We start from the raw sequence: 19639 nt of genomic DNA on the forward strand, positions 1-19639 counted from the left end.
TTTGGTACAACCTAAGCCATATAATATTCTCAAACTTTAAAATCATTGATTATTAATAAAGAAAATTCTTTTAAGTTTTAAAAAAGCTCGAAATTCGGACTAACCGTAACAAACCAACATGAAAACAACCATCACATTCTTTATCCTGCTTTTCTCAGCTACCTTTCTTTTTGCCCAAACTCCCGTGCAATCTTATTTTGAATGGACAAACTTGCCATTCACAAAAGAAGAGTTAAGTGAACGACGAGATAACCTAATGAACCTTTTAGCAGAACAAGGCAAATTAGGAGTAGTCGTGATACCTGCTAGTGACGGATTTTCATTCGGAGAAACATTTAGACAGGCTGATGATTTTTATTATTTCTCCGGTTTAGAATTACCAAATGCCATTTTGGTGATGAATGTTGAAAACCAATCGGCAATTATATATACACCTGAACGAGATTTACGTTTTGAAAATGGTTCTAGGGTAAATGATTTTCCGGGGAGACCTTTATTGAACGATAAGAGCATTACAGAAAAAACTGGCGTAACCCTTGCATCTATTGAAGACTTTAGCATTTTTATGGATGCTGAAAGTAAAAAAGCAAACACTGTATTGATTAATAATGGTCGGCAAGGCAAAATTAGATATGCTTCTGACGCCTATATCGCCACCTATTCTCCCGTTCAAGTTTTATTACAAGCCCTAAGCAAGAAACAGCCTAGTTTGAAACATGAAAATATATACGATGCAGTTGCCAATGTACGTATGATCAAATCTGAAGCTGAAATTGAAATCATTCGAAAGGCTGCTACCATAACGGTAAATGCGATTAAACAATCTGCTAAAAAGATTAAACCTGGTGTAGATGAGCGTTATTTAGAAGGTATTCTTGAAGGCGATTTTAAAATCAACGGATCTCAACGCTTAGCTTTTGGTTCCATCATAAAATCGGGACCTAATTCGCACTGGCCATGGCGTATATTAGCAACCCACTATAACCGTAGAAATAGAGTTATGGAAAATGGCGACTTGGTTATTTTTGATGTCGGTTGTGAATATGAGCAGTATGTTAGTGATATTGGCAGAACCTTTCCCGTATCTGGTAAGTTTACCGAAAGGCAGAAAGAGATTCTTGTTATGGAAACTAAAATAGCCGATGAAATAATTAAGTTTCTAAAACCCGGTATTACATTTAAAGAGGTACAAACACTTACTAATAGCATTATTCCTGCTAATGCAAAAAAATATATGCAAGTAGGCTTGTTTTTTGGGCATCATTTAGGTCTCTCTACCGGTGATCCAAATATATCTACCGCAACACTAAAACCAGGTATGGTGTTTACAGTTGAGCCATGGTATTATAATCATGATGAAAATATATCAGTTTTTACTGAAGATATGATTCTTATCACTGAAGATGGCTGTGAGCTATTAAGTGACGATTTACCTAGAACTCCAGAAGATTTAGAGGAATTAATGAAGGGCTAGATTTCTTTTTATTAACGTTTAGTATGTTATTAACGGATGTAATAACTAGCTATACAAGGTATTCTCATGCGAGATAACATGCTCTTTTACCTTATTCTGAAACTCTTGCGGAGTTTGTTCTGCGTGTTGTTTAAAGAAACGACTAAAATAAGAATGATCTTTAATATCACTTAAATAAATATAATTATTTCTAAGAAAATGATATGATATTGTCAAATCTATAATACATAGGCATAGTATAACTGTTTAACTCAGAAACCCTGAATACCTAAAGATTTTTTTGATGTTTTAATCTAGTGCTGTTGCAATGTGAAGTTCTCATCACTTTACAGTAATAAGCAACATTTGTTTGGCAGCCTATAGCTATTTTAATATAATTACTTAAAAACGAATACTAATTGAATGTTATTAATCACCCATTAAGAGTTCAGGTAAAAACAGGGTTATTTCTGGAAATAGGGTAACTATAATCAACACTAAAAAGCTAATGCCTAAATAAGGTAAATTGGCTATGCTTACTTTCTCTAAAGGTACTTTCCCTATACCAGAGGCTACAAATAAACAAACCCCTAGAGGAGGTGTCGTTAGACCAATAATTAAATTCAATAGTGCAATAATTGCAAAGTGAATTGGATCTACATCAACACTTATAGCAATTTTTAATAAAATTGGGAATAGAATAAGTAATGCCGCTATCGTCTCCATAAAGGTACCCACAAGAATCAAGAGAATATTTATAAGTAGAAGCACCACATATTTATTATCCGAAAAACCCAAAATCATATTAGATATTTCATGAGGTACTTTTTCTGAAACCAATATATAACCAAACAAGTTAGCAAAACCAATAAGGACCATTAGACTCGCAGACGTTTTCATGGCATCAATAATGATTGCCATGGTTCTTTTAAAATTCAATTTCTTGTACACAAATGCGCCTACTACAAAGGCATAAAGTACTGCTATAATTGAGGCTTCAGTTGGCGTAAATACACCACCTATTATTCCGAAAAGAATAATAAAAGTCATTAATAACGACCAAAAGGTATCTATGAATCCTCTAAAAATGTCCTTTAAAGAACTACGCTCGTGTTTGGGATAATTTCTTTTTTTAGCGATGTAATAGGTAAGTATCAACATTGCCACACCCAATAACAAACCCGGTATAGCACCTGCTAAAAACAATTTACCGACAGACAGACCACTTAAGGTTGCGGCTATAATCATTGGTACACTTGGCGGTATAATTGGACCAACGGTAGAGGAAGATGCGGTAACCGCGCAAGCGAAGTCTGCATCATAACCTTCTTTTTTCATAGCGGGTATCATTACCGAACCTATGCTTGCCGTATCTGAAATAGCTGTACCAGAAATACCTGCAAACAGCATAGAAGATCCAATATTTGCCAATGCAAGCCCACCAGGAACATGACCTATTAAATGATTACAGAATCTAATGATCTTTGCGGTTAGCCCACCTTGGTTCATTAAATTACCTGCTATAATAAACCCTGGTATACTTAACAAAACAAAAACATCTATACCAGAATACATTTTCATGGGCATTACAATCAAATCTGTCCCATTAAATATCAAAAATACCATACTTGATATACCAAGCGAAAATGCTATTGGAAATCGTAATAGTAGACACACAACAAAAACCACAAAAAGAATTGTTATCATAAGTTCGATATTAAATTTTTGGTTTTTGATCTAATAGATGTACTAAAATGGAAAGTCCCATAATTGCTATTCCTGAAAATGATATGGCCATTTTATATTTTAAACTTGGCGATTTTTCTAATAACCCCAACATTAAAAAATCTATAGCGTAATAGGTAAATAGTACAATGAATATAACAGTTACACCCCAAACAAAATAAGTAAGCCGTTTTTGTAAACGAGGTTTTAGTTTTTGAGCCAAGAAACCGAAATCGACGTAATAAGAACCCCTAACCGCTAAACCGGCCGCAAAGGCAATAGCATAAATAAAAGCTACCCTAGCTGCTTCTTCTGACCAAGAAGGCGCTTTAACCATAAAAAATCTACCATATATTTGAATTAATGTAATCCCTATAAATAATAAAGTACTGGTAATTGTACCCCATATCATCAATTTTCTAAAAGCTTTAAATAGTGATTTCAAGGCAAATCTTCTTTAACTGAATTATATATAATCTGCATTTCTGGTGAAAGAATATCATACATGGTGGTACCACATTTTTGTACAAATGCTTCGTTGTCAACATCAACAAAAATCATCCCTTTAGCTTCTAATTCTTCTCGTATTTTCTTTTCATTTTCTAGAAACAAGGTTTGATGATAATCAATCATCTCTTTTGATGTTTTTAAAAATAACTTTTGTAAATCTTTCGGAAGCTTATTTAATGATTTCTCTCCAATAACCGGGTAGGTCCAGCTTACTACATGGTTGGTGAGGTTAACGTATTTTTGAACTTCATAAAATCCTGATACTTTGATTAGTGCTAATGGATTTTCTTGCGCATCTATAGTACCTTGTTGTAATGAGGTAAATACTTCTGAAAATGCCATGGGAGTTGTTTTTGCGCCCAAGGCATCCCATGCGGTTACAAAAGATGGCACATTGGGCACTCTCAAAATTAATCCCTGTAAATCATCTGGATGTTTTATTGGTCTATTAGAAGTAAGTTGGCGAACACCTGCCTGAAAATAACCAAGTGGTATTAAGCCTGTGGTTTCTTGCATTTCTTGAGAAATACGTTTACCCAAAGGTCCATTCATTAATATTTCAACGTCATCTGGACTCTTTAATAAAAAAGGCAACTCGCAAAATGTCATAATTTCTGTCCAGTTACTAAGTAATGAACTGGTAGTGGTCATATCTAGAACGCCCGTCTGAATCATTCTTATAGCCTCTACCTCTTTAGCCAATTGTTCAGAAGGAAAAGTTTCTAATTGTAAGCGACCATTAGATTCTGCTTTTAAGCGTTCTCCGAAAAATATAAATGCTTTATGCCAAGAGTGATCTTCGCTTACTAAAAGGCTTGCTTTTAAAACAAAGTTGTTTTGGTCGTTTGTCTTGCAGCCTAAAAAACATATTAGAAGACATGAAAAATAAATAATCCGAAACTTTTTACGAACCATAAAATCAGCTGAATTATTTAAATATATAGGATTCTAATATACAAATATTAAAACTTTAAAAGCGAACCAATTTTCAAATTCACTACTTACAATCAAATTGTTACATAATTTATTCTATTGTATTAAATACACTTTAAAATACTTCTTATCTAAATCTATAGTGCAATGCCACGAGTCAATCGAAAGAAAATAATCGTAAAATCTATTAATTAACTATACAAGGTATTATCATGTGAGATAACATGTTCTTTTACCTTGTTTTGAAACTCTTGCGGAGTTTGTTCTGCGTGTTGTTTAAAGAATCGACTAAAATAGGAGTGATCTTTAAAATCTAGGTTATACGCAATTTCCTTTATCGTACTCTCACTATGTATAATCTGTCTTTTGGCTTCTAGAATTAATCGATCATGAATTAATTGTACTCCGGTTTTATCTAGCTTTTCTTTCAATATCTGATTCAATCGCTTTGCACTAATACCCAATTGCTCTGCATAGAACTTGGCATTACGCTCTTCTTTATAATTATTTTCAAGCAAAAGCATGAACTCATAAACGCGCTTTTCATTTATATCCTGTAAGGTAAAATGTTGTTCCTTTAAATGGATCAACTTTAATAGAAACACCTTTAACAATGCTTTTATCATAATTAGGTTTACCGTTTCCTTATTATAATCATCTTTCAATAATTGTAATACGGTCGCCAATCCTTTACTGGTTTCTTCATTTACCTGTAAACAAGAAAACTCACCTTGTATATTGAACATTCTAAATACATCTAGCAAAAACTCTTTTAGATCGCCTTCTAATAATTCTTGTTTAAAAGAAATAAGCACTCCGTTTTTACCTGCTTTATTCAATTGATGAACCCGGTGTGGGGGAATCAAATAGATCCAATCTCCTTTTAAGGTTTGAAAATCATGTTGTGGTACATGTAGAGCATCCTCATTAACCAACCATACAATTTCATAGAAATCTCTTCTAGCAGGGTCGTTTAAATAGGATGGGGGACAGTTACCTAAATCTTTAATGTATAAAACCTTATCACTCAGCATAATTCTATTTTTTAAGCACTTTAATAGTTGATTTTAGAAAGCACAATTTACAAGCTAAAATCCCGTCATTTCCAAAATGTACCACAAAAATAGGAAATAACACCAATGGTTTTTACGCTATGGGCAGATTGTACCACACATCTATCAAATTGTATAAGTAATAGCGTAAGTACCGCCATAACTTTGTACTCGAATTAGTGAAGCAGTAAAAAAACAACAAAGTAATTATGGAAAATTTACTAAAAAATAAGGATACCCAATTGGTTGAAAGTGCAATGAATATCATTATAAATGAGCACATAAAACTAGTACACACCATAAATTATGATGAAGTAGCTGCACTGATACCTATTATTACAAATACCAAACATATTTTTATAATGGGTGCAGGTAGAACAGGGCTGATGATGAAAGCTGCTGCCATGCGTTTAATGCACTTAGGCTATAGCGTTCATGTAGTAGGAGAAACGACTTCACCGGCAATTGCAGAAGGAGACTTATTAATTGCAGGTTCTGGATCTGGTACAACTGGCGGAATTGTGAATGCTGCAAAAACCGCAAAAAATGTTGGTGCAGATGTCGTCTGTATTACAACCAATAGTAGTTCTCCATTGGCTGAGTTATCAATACAAACAGTATTAATACCTGCTGCACAAAAGCAAGAACGTGACGAAAATGTTTCTCAACAATATGCGGGTAGCCTTTTTGAACAATCGTTGCTTTTGGTATTTGATGCATTAATACAAACGCTTTGGGATCTTGACGGTAGTTCTGCTTCTGAATTATGGAAACGTCACGCGAATATGGAATAATTAAGAATAGAAAAATAGATACAAATTAATAACATTTTAAATAGAATATTATGGCAAAATTACAAGTAGCAATAGATTTATTAAACATTGATGACGCTATTGCATTAGCAACAAAAGTTGCTCCGTATATTGATATTATCGAGTTAGGTACACCGCTTATTAAAAGTCAAGGTTTAGCAGGTATCAGAAAGATGAAAGATGCTTTTCCTGATAAATTGGTATTGGCTGATTTTAAAACTGCAGATGCTGGTGAACTAGAAGCTAACATGGCTTTCGGTGCTGGTGCAGATTATATTACGGTTTTAGGTGCAACGGGCGATTCAACAATTGCAGGTGCAGTAAAAGCAGCAAAAGCACATGGTAAAGGTGTGGTTGTTGATACTATCGGAGTAAAAGACAGAGTAAAACGTGCACAAGAAGCTATTGCTTTAGGTGCCGAGTTCGTAGAATTGCATGCTGGTTTAGACGAGCAAGCTGAAGACGGATACTCTATTCAAGTATTAATTGATGAAGCAACAAGAGCAGGGGTGGCAGTTTCGATTGCCGGTGGTGTTAATTTAAGCAGTATTACCGCGGTTAAAAACTCTGGCGTAACAGTTGCAGTAGCTGGTGCAGCTATCTATGGTGCAGAAGATCCTGCTAAAGCTGCCAAAGAATTACAAGAATTGGCAATGGCTTAAGCAAGTAGAAGGCGATAGTTACACTTTTACAGCAACACAAATCCTCATTAGTTTAATGGGGATTTGAAGTTTTATACCCCTAGTTATATTTCGATAGCCTAATTGATTTATCTCAAATAAATCTAAATTTTAGATAATCAAATATTTACACCTTTAATTAACGTAACTTCTTAGAAATTACGTAATTTCAAAACATTCCCCTTAAATAGAATTGGTACATACAAAATAGCAAGAGCGACATATATCATTCTTGTTAGATGAACTATGTAGTATTACACTAAAACAAAGAGGATGCCTTTATTTCTAGATTTACACGACTTACCTGACGGAGTTACCGCTGCACATGTTGCCGAAATGCACAAGGCCGATTTAGATATTGAACATGAATATGGTTGCCGCGGACTCACCTATTGGTGCGATGAGATAAGAAAAACTGCCTTTTGCTTAATTGAAGCTCCAAGTAAAGAAGCACTTATCGAATTACATGAAAATGCGCATGGTGCCGTACCAACACGAATTATTGAGGTCAACGATACTATTGTAGAATCGTTTCTTGGTCGAATTGAAGACCCCGAAAAATCTAAAGACGACACTCTTAATATCGTTAACGACCCCGCCTTTAGAACTTTAATGATTCTTAAAATAAAAAACAAAAGCTTACGAACTAAAGATATAACTACACTTCAAGCAGTTATTAGAGGATATACTACTGCCATAAAAACATTAATAGCTAAATACAATGGTGGCTTGGTTCGCCATGAATCTAATTCGTTTCTAGTGTCTTTTGCCTCGGTTAGTGATGGTATTCATTGCGCCACAGAAATTATTCAAAGCTATAATACTATTGTCACCCCTGATCTGGAGTTTAAAATTGGTATGAGCGCTGGCATACCGGTTACCAATAAAGACGAAATCTTCGAAGACACTATAAAGACATCAGATTATTTGAGTGATATCTCTAAAGGTAATTTCTCGATAACCACAGCTGTAAATGACCTCTATGAAAGTGAAAATCAAAATAAACCCATACAAAGCGATTCCATAATTGTTGTAAAAACTAAGGATGAAGAATTTCTAATGTCCCTCATGAATATTACAGAGAAAGTTTGGTCTCATTCTGCTACTACGGTGAATGGTTTTGAAGAAAATTTAGGATACAGTAAATCAAAACTTTATAGAACGATGATGGATTTAGTAGGAAAATCTCCTAACACTTATTTACGAGACTATCGATTAGATAGAGCTTTAGCTTTACTACGAAAACAAGATGCCAACATTTCTGAAATTGCCTATTCTACAGGATTTAATAGTCCCGCTTATTTTTCTAAATGTTTCTTTAAAAAATACGGAATACAGCCATCTAGTTTTATTTTTTAATTACAAATCACTGTAATACAGATTATTATATATAATTACTTAATGGTCTAAAAGTGCTTTTATTTGGTCTAAATATAGAATTTGAAGATATTCTTCTGCGCTAGTTTTGTTGAGAACCAAATAAACATTTTTAATTATGAAGACAAAATTGACATTAGTAGTATTGATGATTTCTGGAATTTTATTGACAGGATTTTCGACTAAAACAGAATCGCACGATGCAAAAATCGATTTAATCAACGAAGAATTTCCAGAGGCAAAACAAGAAGTCTTAGAAACTTTTGGAGCTATTGCTCAAAGTATAAAAGATGGCGATATGGATAAGTTGATATCCTTTCATGCTTATGGACCGAAGTTTACAGAATTCAAGAACGGTGAACCACGAAATGGAGATGTAGCAACTGAAGCTCATGAACGTACAGTTTTCGGTTCTGTAACCGAAGTGGTAAAATTCGATGCTAAAGATTTGCAGATAGCGGTGTACGGCGATGTTGCTAACCTAACATTCCATTCAGACTTTGATTTGAAGTTTGGTGAAGATGTAGTAATAGTTAATGACCAAATAACCTTGTTGTTTGTTAGAACAACAGATGGCTGGAAAATGGTCCACGAACATCATTCTCCACTAAATTAGTAACAAAAAATAGATTATTAATTTAGTATTTAATTACTATACATCAATAAATTAAATAATATCATTTAAAGTTTACATTTAAATATATAAAAAATGAAAAATACAGTTGCTGAAATACCATCAAACCGCATCAATGAATTTAAAAAGCTTTTAAAAGGAAGCATTGTATTGCCTTCAAGCACTAGTTATGATGATACCCGAAAAGTGTATAACGCAATGATTGATAAACACCCCGGACTATTCGCTCTCTGTAAAAATACTGATGACGTAGTCGCTGCCGTTAACTTTGGGCGAGATAACAATTTATTAGTTGCTGTAAGAGGTGGAGGTCATAATGGAGCTGGGTTGGGTCTGTGTAATGATGGTTTAGTTATTGACCTTTCTGGTATTAAGTTTGTTGATGTTAATGCTTCTAATAATACAGTAAAAGTGGGTGGTGGTAATATATGGAGCGAAGTCGATAGTGCTACACATGATTTTGGTCTGGCAATACCTTCAGGTATGATTTCTAGCACTGGTGTTGGCGGATTAACGCTTGGTGGTGGTGTAGGCTATTTATCTCGAAAATACGGACTTACCATAGATAACCTCATCGAAGCTGAAATGGTTTTAGCAGATGGATCTTTCGTAACTGTAAATGCATCTAAGCATACAGATTTGTTTTGGGCTATACGTGGCGGTGGCGGTAATTTCGGAGTGGTGACTTCTTTTACCTTTCAAGCGCATCCTGTAAAAATGATTACTGGAGGACCCACTTTATGGCCTATAGAAAAAGTAGAAGAAATCATGGAATGGTACGACACTTTCATACATGAGGTGTCTGAAGACCTCAACGGCTTCATTGCAACTATGATAATACCTGAATCTCCTTTTCCTGCGGAATTACACAATAAGAAATTCTGTGCTATTGTTTGGTGTTATACCGGTGACCCAGACAAATTCGCAGATATCTTTAAACCGGTTTTAGATTTGAATCCTGTTTTTGCCCATGTTGGCGAAATGCCTTACCCAAGCTTACAAGGCATGTTTGACGGATTATTACCCCCAGGGTTACAGTGGTACTGGCGTGCAGATTTTTTCAATGACTTAACTCCTGAAATTCGTGCTGAACATTTAAAATACGGTTCTAAAATTCCGACACCTTTATCACAAATGCATTTGTACCCCATTACAGGGGCAGCGAGTAGAGTAGGTGCTGAGGATACGCCGTGGGCATATAGAGATGCGAAATATGCCGGGGTTTTCATTGGTGTATCTTCTGATCCAAATAAAGCTACAGAGATAACAGAATGGTGCAAAGCATACCAAGAAGCCTTGCATCCTTTTTCTGCCGGTGGTGCATATTCTAATTTTATGATGGATGAAGGTCAAAATCGAATTAAAGCCAGTTATAAACACAATTATAAGAGGCTGGTTAAAATCAAAAATAGTTATGACCCGCAGAATTTATTTCAAGTAAATCAGAATATAAAACCGTCTACCTAATTCAACAATCTACTTAATAATGTGCATAAAAAATTCTATCTAAAATATTATTAGATAGGATTTAAAATATCTTTACTTAAAGTATCACTCGTAGAACTTAGAAACCTCATCTAATGGTTTTCTTTCTATATCTGGCACATATGTTGGTGTTTTTGGGTAACCAACTGGTAACAATAAAAATGCGCGTTCATTACTCGGTCGACCTAATAGCTTTGCGAGAAAGTTCATCGGACTCGGAGTATGTGTTAATGTAACCAACCCCGCATTGTGTATCGCTGTAATTAACATGCCAGCAGCAATACCTACAGATTCATTTACATAGTAATTTTTCACTTTTTCACCATCAGTATCTAAATCATGTACTTTTTTGAAAATGATTATAAGCCAAGGTGCATCTTCTAAAAAGGGCTTGTACATATTCGTACCCATCGGTTCTAAATCTTTCAACCAACGGTCGCTCATTCTACTTTCATAGCTTTCTTTCTCTTCTGCTTCGGCGGCTTCTCTAATCTTCGTTTTCAATACTGGGTTAGATACCGCACAAAAGGTCCAAGGTTGTTTATGCGCCCCTGATGGTGCTGTAGATGCCGTTTTAATTAAAGTTTCAATCACTTCTTTTGGCACAGGATTATCTGCATACTCTCTTACCGATCTTCGTTCATCTAAAAGCTTATAAAACACCTCGCTCTGTTTTATAAGTTCTTCTTGTGACAAGGCATTTTCTTTATATAGTACATGCGTATGTCCGTTTACAGATATATGAGATTCGGTCGCCATTTTTTAAGTGTTGTTTAATTTTAATTTCTACTCTCAAAGATATTGCTTTTTTAAAGTATCAATTAGCACAGTTTTTTGAATCATTGAAACAATAGTTATCGACTAGTTTGATTAATAAACTAATTCATTTACCGCCCAACATGATACGTTTACTGAGAGCTACTTTACAGCCACTTAAACTTTGCTTCTTGCTTTTGCATTAATGTTAAGTTTGAAACTTAATATATAACAGCAATTAAGTATGAGATTATATCTTCAAGCAATGATAGTTTTATTGGCAACAACAATCCAAGCCCAAAAATCACAAGACAACATCAATTATAATGGTTTTATTACGGATGAAAATGTTCACGTACAACTAAGCACTGTTGACCAAGCCACAATGCTTACCATGTTACATAAAGGCTTTAATGTGTATTTTGATGTTAAGGGTAAAAGAAAAAAGAATGTGGCTATACAATACCCTATAAACAGCGCGCCGCCTGAAAGACCGAATAGAAGCGAAAGAAATAATGGAAGCAGAGAAGATCAAGAAGAGGAGCAAAGCGGTCCTGATATTGCTACACTATTAGCTGAGATGCCAAAAATTGGGGAATATACAAATCTAGATTATGAACAAGAATTCCATTTAGACCTAAACCAATTAGGGGTTTCTATTAACTACGTTTATAATGAAGAAAATAAAGAGTTACAGTATGAACTGATCATTCCGAAGCATAAAATTTCCGATGCTAACTTATCTAAATTATCCATTGGTATCGTTACACCTAAAAGGGAAAAAGAAACTCAAGATAAAAATTCAAATATCAGCTTTGGCGGTGGTGGTCAAGGCGGCGGACCTGGTGGTGGAAGAGGAGGCCAGGGCGGCGGTGGTCGCGGGGGATCAAAAGGCGGACCGCCACCACAACAAGACAGACCAGAAGAAACGACTATAGATATTTGGTTTAAAGTAATGAATGATTAGTTGTGTGATAAAACATTAAAATCAAGAAATATAAAACGAATAGAAAATTCACTAGTAGGCTAAAATCAAGCAGTTAATCATTTACGGTTTTAGCCTTTGTTTTATTAGTCAATCCAAATTGATGCTTCATTTTTTACTTCACTTATCAATAGATCAATATCATATTTCAATTTATTCTTAATTACCTTTTTCTTTACGTCTTCAAGAACTTGTAGAATAATATATTTCAGCAATTCTTTTCTTTGTATTTCTGTTTTCAGAACAAATTCTTCTCCTATAAATAGGTCTGCTGAATATTCTGATACTTTTGACGAAAATCTACTTTTCAAAAGTCTTGTTATCCCTTCTTCATTGGGTTTTGCTGTACTATAATGAATATAAATTTTGTTTATTCCATTACCAAAATTGTCCACATTTAGGTTGTTGTCGAGTCGTATTCGCAATTCTTTGAGTAAAGGAAACAGCATTGAACGGTCAATTTTTGATTGATATTGGTATACACCCGAAAATATGATAGGGTTTACTTTTTGCTTATTGCATTGATCTAATAACTTAGGTACATCAATTTCTTTAAGGTCTGCTTTCGGAAAATCTTTCCAACCAATACTTTGCTTTTCATTAATATCAGGACTATAATGGTAACTTGGGTTTGTGTAAATAAATCCATTTTTTCGTTTAAGCCAACTTGCTGATAAAAATCTTGCTTCCTTTTGTTTATTACGAAGCTCCGTAATCCAAATATTCATTGATTTGTAGCAAATAGCATCAACACGTTCTAAATTTATCCATCCAATAATTGAAAAAACCTCACAAATTCTTACAAGTTTATTCCACTCATTCGCATCTTTATATTCAACTAAACTTTTAAATTCAGTTTCGAGTGCTTTTCTTATTTCGTCCGTATTTAAAGCATTTAGATAGCCAGAAAGTTCTTCAATTGATTCAATGTCATATATTTTATCCATATAATACTTTCTTTTTTTAGAGTTCTCGAGATGTAAGCTAACAATGAGTTAAAATAACTTATTTGTTTGTAACCACTTATTTTAGAAGTACAGTTAAAAATTCTTTTTCATCTATCAATTTCTTGAATATGTATCGACAATTGTACTACTCGCATATCTTTAGTACAACCATATCTAGTTTAAGAGTACTTTTGCACTAAATTATAAAACACATAACCATGAAAAAAGTAATTGCAACATTCATTTTAGTAGCTTCATTAACCAGCTGTAATAGTGTTAAAAATATGGATACCTCTAAGGTTTCAGATGCTGCTCAACTATTAGGTTCTTTAAGCTCTAATTCTACAGTACAACAAGTAGCAAGTCTATTTAGTCTTTTGGACACAAATAACGACGCAGCTATTAGCTCTACAGAAGCTATTGGCTCTGTCGCTGAAAATTTTGATGTATTAGATACAGATAACAGCTCAAACTTAGACGTTACTGAATTACAAGGTATACTTGCTTTGTTGAAGTAAACATAAATTATAATAGAAAAGGCATATTCTGATGAATATGCCTTTTTTGCTTTTAGTACTTACTGTTATTAACAATCTACAAGCCGGTTATCTAATTAAACGAAGGCAACTCTACCACATAAGATTCTACAGAGGTACCATCTTCACTACCGCTCCAATCAGAACCAAAAAGTACTCTTGTACCTGTAGGACTAATAACAGCGTGCGGTTCTCCCCAATAGTCAAACTCGTCTTCATCTGCTCTATGATGTCCAATTCTGTATACTTGAACATTACCTGGCTCAACACTAGCTATTACCAGTTCTTGATCTAACAATGCCTGACCATCTCCTTCAAAACCGATCATGGATGCAGCGATCCATCCCGGATTCTTATGTGCAACTGCAGATATATGTGTTCCCGATTTCGGATAGGCATACCCTAAATCTTCTGATATGACGGGTAGACAATCACCTGTATTTAAATCATAAGCAATGATATTACCCTGGCATCCGCCGTTTGGTCCGGTATCAAAACTTACAGAGAAACTTGTATCAGTACCATCTGCCATCTTTCCTAGACAAGAATGTTCTGCTTTGCTCATATTCAATCTAGCCTTAAAGTTACCATTAGCATCATAAGATGATACGTTATGATAAAATAGGTTTCCGCTTGGTGCTGGCATTGCCGCTGTATAATTGACATCATCTAAATTGAAGGTAACTAATTCTTGTGTAGATATTCTATAAGAATACCCCTGACTGTTATCGCAACGAAATCCTATAACATCAGAATCCCAAGACATCATTTGCACATCATTACCCATACTAATGCTTCCTGAGCAGTTAGCTATTTCTTTAAGGTTTACAAGAATATCTTTAGTACCTGATGATACTGTATACTTTACAAATTCATCGGTAACGGCATCCAAATAATATAAAATATCAGAATTATTAAAATCCCAAAAGAGTTGTTCTAAATCGTCTGGTCGAACATCATCAAGATTCCGAATAAACTCATATGTCATACCATTCAGTAATTGATGTACTCCATTAGTTTGATCATACAAGATCATTCTAGTTTCATCTGCATTCCATGCCTGTATGGTACTATACATAGGTTTAATTACTCCGCCAGTACCTGCATTCGAAATTCTACGAATAAGTGTTCCGAACGACGGATCTACAATTGTTTCTAAATATGCTGGTTTTGCAACATCTTGCATGGGGTGTGGTTCAAGGTCGTTTGCAATGAGTGTTGTTGCCACATCTACCGATGTTACATTTTCGTCAGTTGTAGGCTCCGTTTCTTCCGCCTCTTCAACTGTTTCTTCTGCTGTTTCTGTTTCAGCTTCAATACTGTCATTTACTGGTAAAATAGCTTCTTCATTAGTACAGCCAATTATGGCACAACTAAGACTAAATAACCATAGGTAAGTCTTTAATTTTCGCATAGCGTTTTAATTTTGGGGTTATGTTATGTACGTTTAGAAATATCCATATAGTTGTTAAAACAATGATTTTCCGTAAATTGATTACAGATTCCCAAATCTGCCGAATATTAAAATTGAATTATGAACAAGCTTATTTTAAGAGTAGTAGCGGTATCTATCCTATTCATCTGTCAAGGGTGCAGCAGTGATGAAAATGAGGCGTTCACTGATAAGATTGATTCTTCTGAGGTTGATACTACTGAACCACCTATAATACTTGAAGAAATCTCAACTGATACTATCGTCAACCAAACCAAGTTGTTTTGGTTATACCTGCATCACGAAGAAATACCCGATGCCTTAATACAAACCGAAGCAGCAAGACGAGATTTAATTGTAATGAATGCTTGGTTTCATGAATATGTGCAGAAATTTAAATCTGTTAACCCTGATATTAAAACATTGGTTTACAAAGATCTTTCTTCTACTAGAAGTTATGCCGTTGAAAATGGGGAAGACAATGAATATTTACCAACAGGAGTGGGTTTTCAATATGCCGATAGCAATTACCCTGAATGGTTTTTAGTGGATGAAAATGATAATCGATTGGAGTATACCGGCTATATCGATCATTGGCAGATGGATATTGGCAATACAGAATACCAACAGCTTTGGGCAAACCAAGTGGTTGACGAGCTAATTGCTAATAATTGGGACGGAGTATTAATGGACAATGCTATTTACACGCTAGATACCTATCATGAAAATATATTCCCCAAAAACTATGAATCTGATGAAGATTTTCAACTGGCATACAAGTCAATGTTGACGACCATAAATACCAGACTTAAGGCTGATGATAAAATCGGAATCGCCAATATTACCAATACTAGATTACACCCTGGCGTTTGGGAAAGTTATATGCAGCATTTAGATGGTGCTTTAGACGAATGGTGGCTTGTTTTCAGCAACGGAAATTACCTATCTGACTATGCTGAAGGTTTTGCACCTCAAATTAACGAAGTGGTCGTAAACGAGTTAGAAAACAAAATCACCTTGGTACAACCGCATACTTCAACAAATGATAACCAAGGCTTTTATTATGCCTTTGCCAGTTATTGGTTGGTTAACGATGGTAACACCTATTTTTCTGAACAAGAGGTTACCGATGCCTATAATGACCCTTCACCTTGGCGAGATGAATACACATGGAATTTTGGAATAGCCAATGGCAACTATACGCAACTAGAAAACGGACTCTACCATAGAGAGTTCTCTCGTGCCCTAGTTTTAGTAAATGCTAGTGACACCGGTAGTATACAATTAAATTTGGACACTCCTTATTTAAATGAAGTAGGGGAAGAGGTAAATTCTATGGTACTGAATGCTTTAAGCGGAACTGTGTTGAGAAAGGTAACCGAGCAATAGTGTTTATGTGTATAATAGACTACCCGTCTGTTCTATAATATATAGAATTGTAAATGACAGTTGTCATATTTTAAAAAAGTAGTCTTCAATACCTTGCCCTCAAAGACAATCCTTTTATTAATGCACCTATGAATATCAATCATAAAAAGATAAATAGCCTCATCAAAGAAGTCGAAGCTGTATTGCGAAAAATAAAGAAAGAGGAGAAAAAGACAGCTCATAATTTGAAAAAAACACATCCATTACACAAAATGAGTGCGGTAAATCTTGTGCATTATAAAAGGTTTAGAAAATCAGATTTTAGGGTAAGTCAAAGAAAATTAGGTGACCTAGGTATGACGCGCTTTGCGAATGCTCAAGGTCATGTTGAAGATAGCTTGGTAAAAGTACTATATCTATTATACCGTTTAAAAGATGGTAAACCAGCAGATTTTAAGAAAATAGAATTATCTACCAAAAAGAGTAAAGCTCTTTTAAAGTCAAATACAGAAGCACTTTTAGGTTCTCCTTCAAAGGGTCGTAGAGTTCGTATTATGGTTACCATGCCGTCTCATGCCGCGTACGATAAAGAATTCGTCAACACAATGGTTCAAAATGGTATGAACTGTGCAAGAATTAATTGTGCGCATGATACACCTGAGGTTTGGCTCGCAATTATTAAAAATATAAAAGAAGCTTCTGAGGAATTTAAGACATCAGTTAAAATTGCGATGGATTTAGCCGGACCTAAAATTAGAACTGGTAATGTTAAACCAGGTGGCAGAATCGTAAAATTTAAACCTGAGAAAGATGATGAGGGTTATGTTGTAAAACCTGTTGAAATTGAATTGATTTCTAGTACTGCTAAAATCATACCAGAGAATGCCATACCTATTGAAGCGGACTGGTTAGACCAACTTGCTGTAGATGAAACGCTTAGCTTAATTGATGCTAAGAATAAATCTAGAAAATTAAAGGTAGTTAGCGCTTCTGAAAATGGAATTATTGTAAGGTCTAAAAAGCGGATTATTTTTAAAAGCGGTATGCTTTTAGAGTGTAAAAAATTAAATAAAGAAGGAACTATAGGTACTTTACCTGAAATTCAAAAGGCGGTACTACTCCATAAAGGTGATGTTCTAGTTGTAACCAAAGAAAGCATTTTAGGGAGTTCTGCTATTGTAAGTAAGACAGGAGAGATTATTGAAAAAGCTCATATTCCATGTCAGTTTGCCGATATATTCGAAAAAGTGAACCAAGGTGATTTAGTGTTATTCGATGATGGTAAAATTGAAGGAGCGATACAATCTGTATCTAAAGAAAATTTTGAAGTCCTAATCACTAGAGCTGTAGAGAAGGGTGCTAAATTAAAGGCGGAAAAAGGCATGAATTTCCCCAATACGAATTTAGGTACTGGCGGTCTCACCCCTAAAGATATAGAAGACCTTGAGTTTGTTGCTCAGCATGCAGATATTGTCAATTTCTCTTTTGTAAACTCTAAAAAAGATGTGAGCGAGCTATTATCAGAGTTTAGAAGACTTGGTGTATTTAATACTATCGGAGTCATATTGAAAATAGAAACAAAATTTGCTTTCGATAATCTTGAGGAAATACTACAAGAAGCCATGCAAATACGAGATGTTGGGGTAATGATTGCACGTGGTGATCTTGCTGTAGAAACGGGTTGGCAAGATATTGGGCAAGTGCAACATGAAGTTTTATCTATATGCGGATCTGCTCACGTACCTGTAATTTGGGCGACACAAGTTTTGGAGAACCTCGCGAAAAACGGACTGCCATCACGATCAGAGATTACCGATGTGGTTACGGCGCTAAATTCGGAATGTGTAATGGTAAACAAAGGTCCGTACATGGAAGATGTGCTCGTGCTTTTGAATACAATTCTTTCTAATATGGAAGACTACCAAGAAAAGAACGAAACTATGCTGCCAAAGATTAGAAAACTTTAAAGCCTATCAAATTTGATAATTATCTTGGTACTATGTAAAATAAGCATTCCTTTTAAAAACATTTTTTTTAAAAGGCTGCTTGTCATTAAATATCAATTTACCCAATGTTCAAATTTTTGCTTAATATAGTAGCACGTTTAGTCCTTCTCAAGAAATGAACAAATCAATTTTTATACTCAGCTTTATTATATCCATAGGATATAGTACTATCATACATTCTCAACAAATGGTTGATACCGCTTCTATAGATAATCATTTGACTTCCATTTATAAAAAGTTCAGTGATAATAGACATGACTATGGTGGTAAATATGGGGAAGCTAGAGATACTATCTTAATACGATTTCAAAACACATTGGCTGAAACACTTAGAAAGGAATCTTTTTTAAATGTCAAATACGATTCGTTATCTGAATACATGAGGATCATATCTTCAGAAGATGATAAACTAAAGATATTTTCTTGGGATGAATTTAATGGTGGTACCTGGCACGTCTATAACTCTATGTATCAGTACAAAGTAAATAATGAATTAGCAGTAGGCTTTTTAACAATTAAAACAGAGGATAATTACATTACAGATAATACAGAAGTTTACCACTATCAAGTACAGTTAATCGATAACGACAAATACCTAGCTAAGGCGTACGGCACACACGGTAGCGGCAAAGAGTTTTACATGTTTAGACTCTTAAGCTTTAATGATGGTATTTTAAAAGACTGCGATGGCTGCTTTAATGGGGATGATAAATTCATGTACGAAATAAGTAGAGGTCATGATGAATTGATACCACAATACAACCCCGAAACAAAAGAAATATCATACCATGAGTTAGTAGAGGGTTATATTAATGGAGATCCAGATTCCCCATCGGGCTTTATGGATTCTACCGGTAAAATTCTAAAACTGAGGTATAAAAACGGAGTGTTTATACCTCTAGAAAATTAGATTATTTTAAAATAGCGCCTTAACCTGTTTTAGCTGCA

18 protein-coding genes are annotated in these 19639 nt (G+C 34.7%); 11 read left to right on the forward strand and 7 right to left on the reverse strand.

The window, feature by feature from the left end:
* Positions 1–118: 118 nt before the first annotated feature.
* Entirely contained in the window at positions 119–1474 is a 1356-nt protein-coding gene (locus tag ACJJVT_RS05340; RefSeq protein WP_405397059.1) for an aminopeptidase P N-terminal domain-containing protein, read from the forward strand.
* 408 nt (positions 1475–1882) lie between these two features.
* On the opposite strand, the gene ACJJVT_RS05345 is transcribed toward ACJJVT_RS05340, so the two are convergent.
* The 4 genes from ACJJVT_RS05345 to ACJJVT_RS05360 all read right to left on the reverse strand — a co-directional run bounded on the left by ACJJVT_RS05345 (position 1883) and on the right by ACJJVT_RS05360 (position 5655).
* Complete coding sequence (locus ACJJVT_RS05345; RefSeq protein ID WP_405397060.1) at positions 1883–3160, reverse strand: TRAP transporter large permease; 1278 nt, start codon at positions 3158–3160, stop codon at positions 1883–1885.
* Between the two features lie 10 nt (positions 3161–3170).
* A complete protein-coding gene (locus ACJJVT_RS05350; RefSeq protein ID WP_405397062.1) occupies positions 3171–3623 on the reverse strand; it encodes a TRAP transporter small permease in 453 nt (150 codons plus the stop codon).
* Complete coding sequence (locus ACJJVT_RS05355) at positions 3620–4603, reverse strand: TRAP transporter substrate-binding protein (RefSeq protein ID WP_405397064.1); 984 nt, start codon at positions 4601–4603, stop codon at positions 3620–3622. The genes ACJJVT_RS05350 and ACJJVT_RS05355 overlap by 4 nt, the downstream gene beginning before the upstream one ends.
* 209 nt (positions 4604–4812) lie before the next feature.
* Positions 4813–5655: a helix-turn-helix domain-containing protein gene (locus ACJJVT_RS05360; RefSeq protein ID WP_405397066.1), complete on the reverse strand. Its 843-nt coding sequence runs from the start codon at positions 5653–5655 to the stop codon at positions 4813–4815.
* A gap of 227 nt (positions 5656–5882) precedes the next feature.
* Here ACJJVT_RS05360 and hxlB point away from each other — a divergent pair, with 227 nt between their 5' ends.
* From hxlB to ACJJVT_RS05385, 5 genes are all read left to right on the forward strand, one after another.
* Entirely contained in the window at positions 5883–6467 is a 585-nt protein-coding gene (gene hxlB / locus ACJJVT_RS05365) for a 6-phospho-3-hexuloisomerase (protein WP_405397067.1), read from the forward strand.
* A gap of 50 nt (positions 6468–6517) precedes the next feature.
* Positions 6518–7147 (forward strand): 3-hexulose-6-phosphate synthase, encoded by a 630-nt coding sequence (gene hxlA, locus ACJJVT_RS05370; RefSeq protein ID WP_405397069.1) that lies wholly within the window; start codon positions 6518–6520, stop codon positions 7145–7147.
* A gap of 291 nt (positions 7148–7438) precedes the next feature.
* Complete coding sequence (locus ACJJVT_RS05375; protein WP_405397070.1) at positions 7439–8524, forward strand: nickel-binding protein; 1086 nt, start codon at positions 7439–7441, stop codon at positions 8522–8524.
* 136 nt (positions 8525–8660) lie between these two features.
* Positions 8661–9158: a YybH family protein gene (locus tag ACJJVT_RS05380; RefSeq protein WP_405397071.1), complete on the forward strand. Its 498-nt coding sequence runs from the start codon at positions 8661–8663 to the stop codon at positions 9156–9158.
* 93 nt (positions 9159–9251) lie between these two features.
* Positions 9252–10643, forward strand: a complete 1392-nt coding sequence (locus ACJJVT_RS05385; RefSeq protein WP_405397073.1) for an FAD-binding oxidoreductase — start codon at positions 9252–9254, stop codon at positions 10641–10643.
* 84 nt (positions 10644–10727) lie between these two features.
* On the opposite strand, the gene ACJJVT_RS05390 is transcribed toward ACJJVT_RS05385, so the two are convergent.
* A complete protein-coding gene (locus ACJJVT_RS05390) occupies positions 10728–11420 on the reverse strand; it encodes a nitroreductase family protein (RefSeq protein WP_405397074.1) in 693 nt (230 codons plus the stop codon).
* A 241-nt stretch (positions 11421–11661) separates the two neighbouring features.
* On the opposite strand from ACJJVT_RS05390, the gene ACJJVT_RS05395 reads away from it, so the two are divergent.
* Positions 11662–12384 carry a hypothetical protein gene (locus ACJJVT_RS05395; RefSeq protein ID WP_405397075.1) on the forward strand — a complete coding sequence of 241 codons (723 nt, stop codon included), beginning with the start codon at positions 11662–11664 and terminating at the stop codon, positions 12382–12384.
* Positions 12385–12488: 104 nt separating this feature from the next.
* Here ACJJVT_RS05395 and ACJJVT_RS05400 read toward each other — a convergent pair whose 3' ends face one another.
* Positions 12489–13349 carry a hypothetical protein gene (locus ACJJVT_RS05400; protein ID WP_405397076.1) on the reverse strand — a complete coding sequence of 287 codons (861 nt, stop codon included), beginning with the start codon at positions 13347–13349 and terminating at the stop codon, positions 12489–12491.
* A 218-nt stretch (positions 13350–13567) separates the two neighbouring features.
* Here ACJJVT_RS05400 and ACJJVT_RS05405 point away from each other — a divergent pair, with 218 nt between their 5' ends.
* Entirely contained in the window at positions 13568–13867 is a 300-nt protein-coding gene (locus ACJJVT_RS05405) for a hypothetical protein (RefSeq protein ID WP_405397078.1), read from the forward strand.
* Positions 13868–13958: 91 nt separating this feature from the next.
* Here the strand turns inward: ACJJVT_RS05405 and ACJJVT_RS05410 are convergent, their stop codons facing one another.
* Positions 13959–15299, reverse strand: a complete 1341-nt coding sequence (locus ACJJVT_RS05410) for a hypothetical protein (protein ID WP_405397079.1) — start codon at positions 15297–15299, stop codon at positions 13959–13961.
* A gap of 120 nt (positions 15300–15419) precedes the next feature.
* On the opposite strand from ACJJVT_RS05410, the gene ACJJVT_RS05415 reads away from it, so the two are divergent.
* The 3 genes from ACJJVT_RS05415 to ACJJVT_RS05425 all read left to right on the forward strand — a co-directional run bounded on the left by ACJJVT_RS05415 (position 15420) and on the right by ACJJVT_RS05425 (position 19601).
* Positions 15420–16706 (forward strand): putative glycoside hydrolase, encoded by a 1287-nt coding sequence (locus ACJJVT_RS05415; protein ID WP_405397081.1) that lies wholly within the window; start codon positions 15420–15422, stop codon positions 16704–16706.
* 128 nt (positions 16707–16834) lie between these two features.
* Positions 16835–18652, forward strand: a complete 1818-nt coding sequence (locus ACJJVT_RS05420) for a pyruvate kinase (protein ID WP_405397082.1) — start codon at positions 16835–16837, stop codon at positions 18650–18652.
* A 154-nt stretch (positions 18653–18806) separates the two neighbouring features.
* Positions 18807–19601, forward strand: a complete 795-nt coding sequence (locus ACJJVT_RS05425) for a hypothetical protein (protein WP_405397083.1) — start codon at positions 18807–18809, stop codon at positions 19599–19601.
* The last annotated feature ends 38 nt before the right edge of the window (positions 19602–19639 follow it).

Source organism: Maribacter sp. Asnod2-G09 (assembly GCF_045063795.1).
Lineage (GTDB): Bacteria > Bacteroidota > Bacteroidia > Flavobacteriales > Flavobacteriaceae > Maribacter.

What these genes read in the sequence shown, in the direction of transcription:
- ACJJVT_RS05340 (WP_405397059.1), top strand. Translation starts at nt 119, where the DNA reads ATGAAAACAACCATCACATTCTTTATCCTGCTTTTCTCAGCTACCTTT.
- ACJJVT_RS05345 (WP_405397060.1), bottom strand. Translation starts at nt 3,160, where the DNA reads ATGATAACAATTCTTTTTGTGGTTTTTGTTGTGTGTCTACTATTACGA.
- ACJJVT_RS05355 (WP_405397064.1), bottom strand. Translation starts at nt 4,603, where the DNA reads ATGGTTCGTAAAAAGTTTCGGATTATTTATTTTTCATGTCTTCTAATA.
- ACJJVT_RS05360 (WP_405397066.1), bottom strand. Translation starts at nt 5,655, where the DNA reads ATGCTGAGTGATAAGGTTTTATACATTAAAGATTTAGGTAACTGTCCC.
- hxlB (WP_405397067.1), top strand. Translation starts at nt 5,883, where the DNA reads ATGGAAAATTTACTAAAAAATAAGGATACCCAATTGGTTGAAAGTGCA.
- hxlA (WP_405397069.1), top strand. Translation starts at nt 6,518, where the DNA reads ATGGCAAAATTACAAGTAGCAATAGATTTATTAAACATTGATGACGCT.
- ACJJVT_RS05375 (WP_405397070.1), top strand. Translation starts at nt 7,439, where the DNA reads ATGCCTTTATTTCTAGATTTACACGACTTACCTGACGGAGTTACCGCT.
- ACJJVT_RS05380 (WP_405397071.1), top strand. Translation starts at nt 8,661, where the DNA reads ATGAAGACAAAATTGACATTAGTAGTATTGATGATTTCTGGAATTTTA.
- ACJJVT_RS05385 (WP_405397073.1), top strand. Translation starts at nt 9,252, where the DNA reads ATGAAAAATACAGTTGCTGAAATACCATCAAACCGCATCAATGAATTT.
- ACJJVT_RS05390 (WP_405397074.1), bottom strand. Translation starts at nt 11,420, where the DNA reads ATGGCGACCGAATCTCATATATCTGTAAACGGACATACGCATGTACTA.
- ACJJVT_RS05395 (WP_405397075.1), top strand. Translation starts at nt 11,662, where the DNA reads ATGAGATTATATCTTCAAGCAATGATAGTTTTATTGGCAACAACAATC.
- ACJJVT_RS05400 (WP_405397076.1), bottom strand. Translation starts at nt 13,349, where the DNA reads ATGGATAAAATATATGACATTGAATCAATTGAAGAACTTTCTGGCTAT.
- ACJJVT_RS05405 (WP_405397078.1), top strand. Translation starts at nt 13,568, where the DNA reads ATGAAAAAAGTAATTGCAACATTCATTTTAGTAGCTTCATTAACCAGC.
- ACJJVT_RS05410 (WP_405397079.1), bottom strand. Translation starts at nt 15,299, where the DNA reads ATGCGAAAATTAAAGACTTACCTATGGTTATTTAGTCTTAGTTGTGCC.
- ACJJVT_RS05415 (WP_405397081.1), top strand. Translation starts at nt 15,420, where the DNA reads ATGAACAAGCTTATTTTAAGAGTAGTAGCGGTATCTATCCTATTCATC.
- ACJJVT_RS05420 (WP_405397082.1), top strand. Translation starts at nt 16,835, where the DNA reads ATGAATATCAATCATAAAAAGATAAATAGCCTCATCAAAGAAGTCGAA.
- ACJJVT_RS05425 (WP_405397083.1), top strand. Translation starts at nt 18,807, where the DNA reads ATGAACAAATCAATTTTTATACTCAGCTTTATTATATCCATAGGATAT.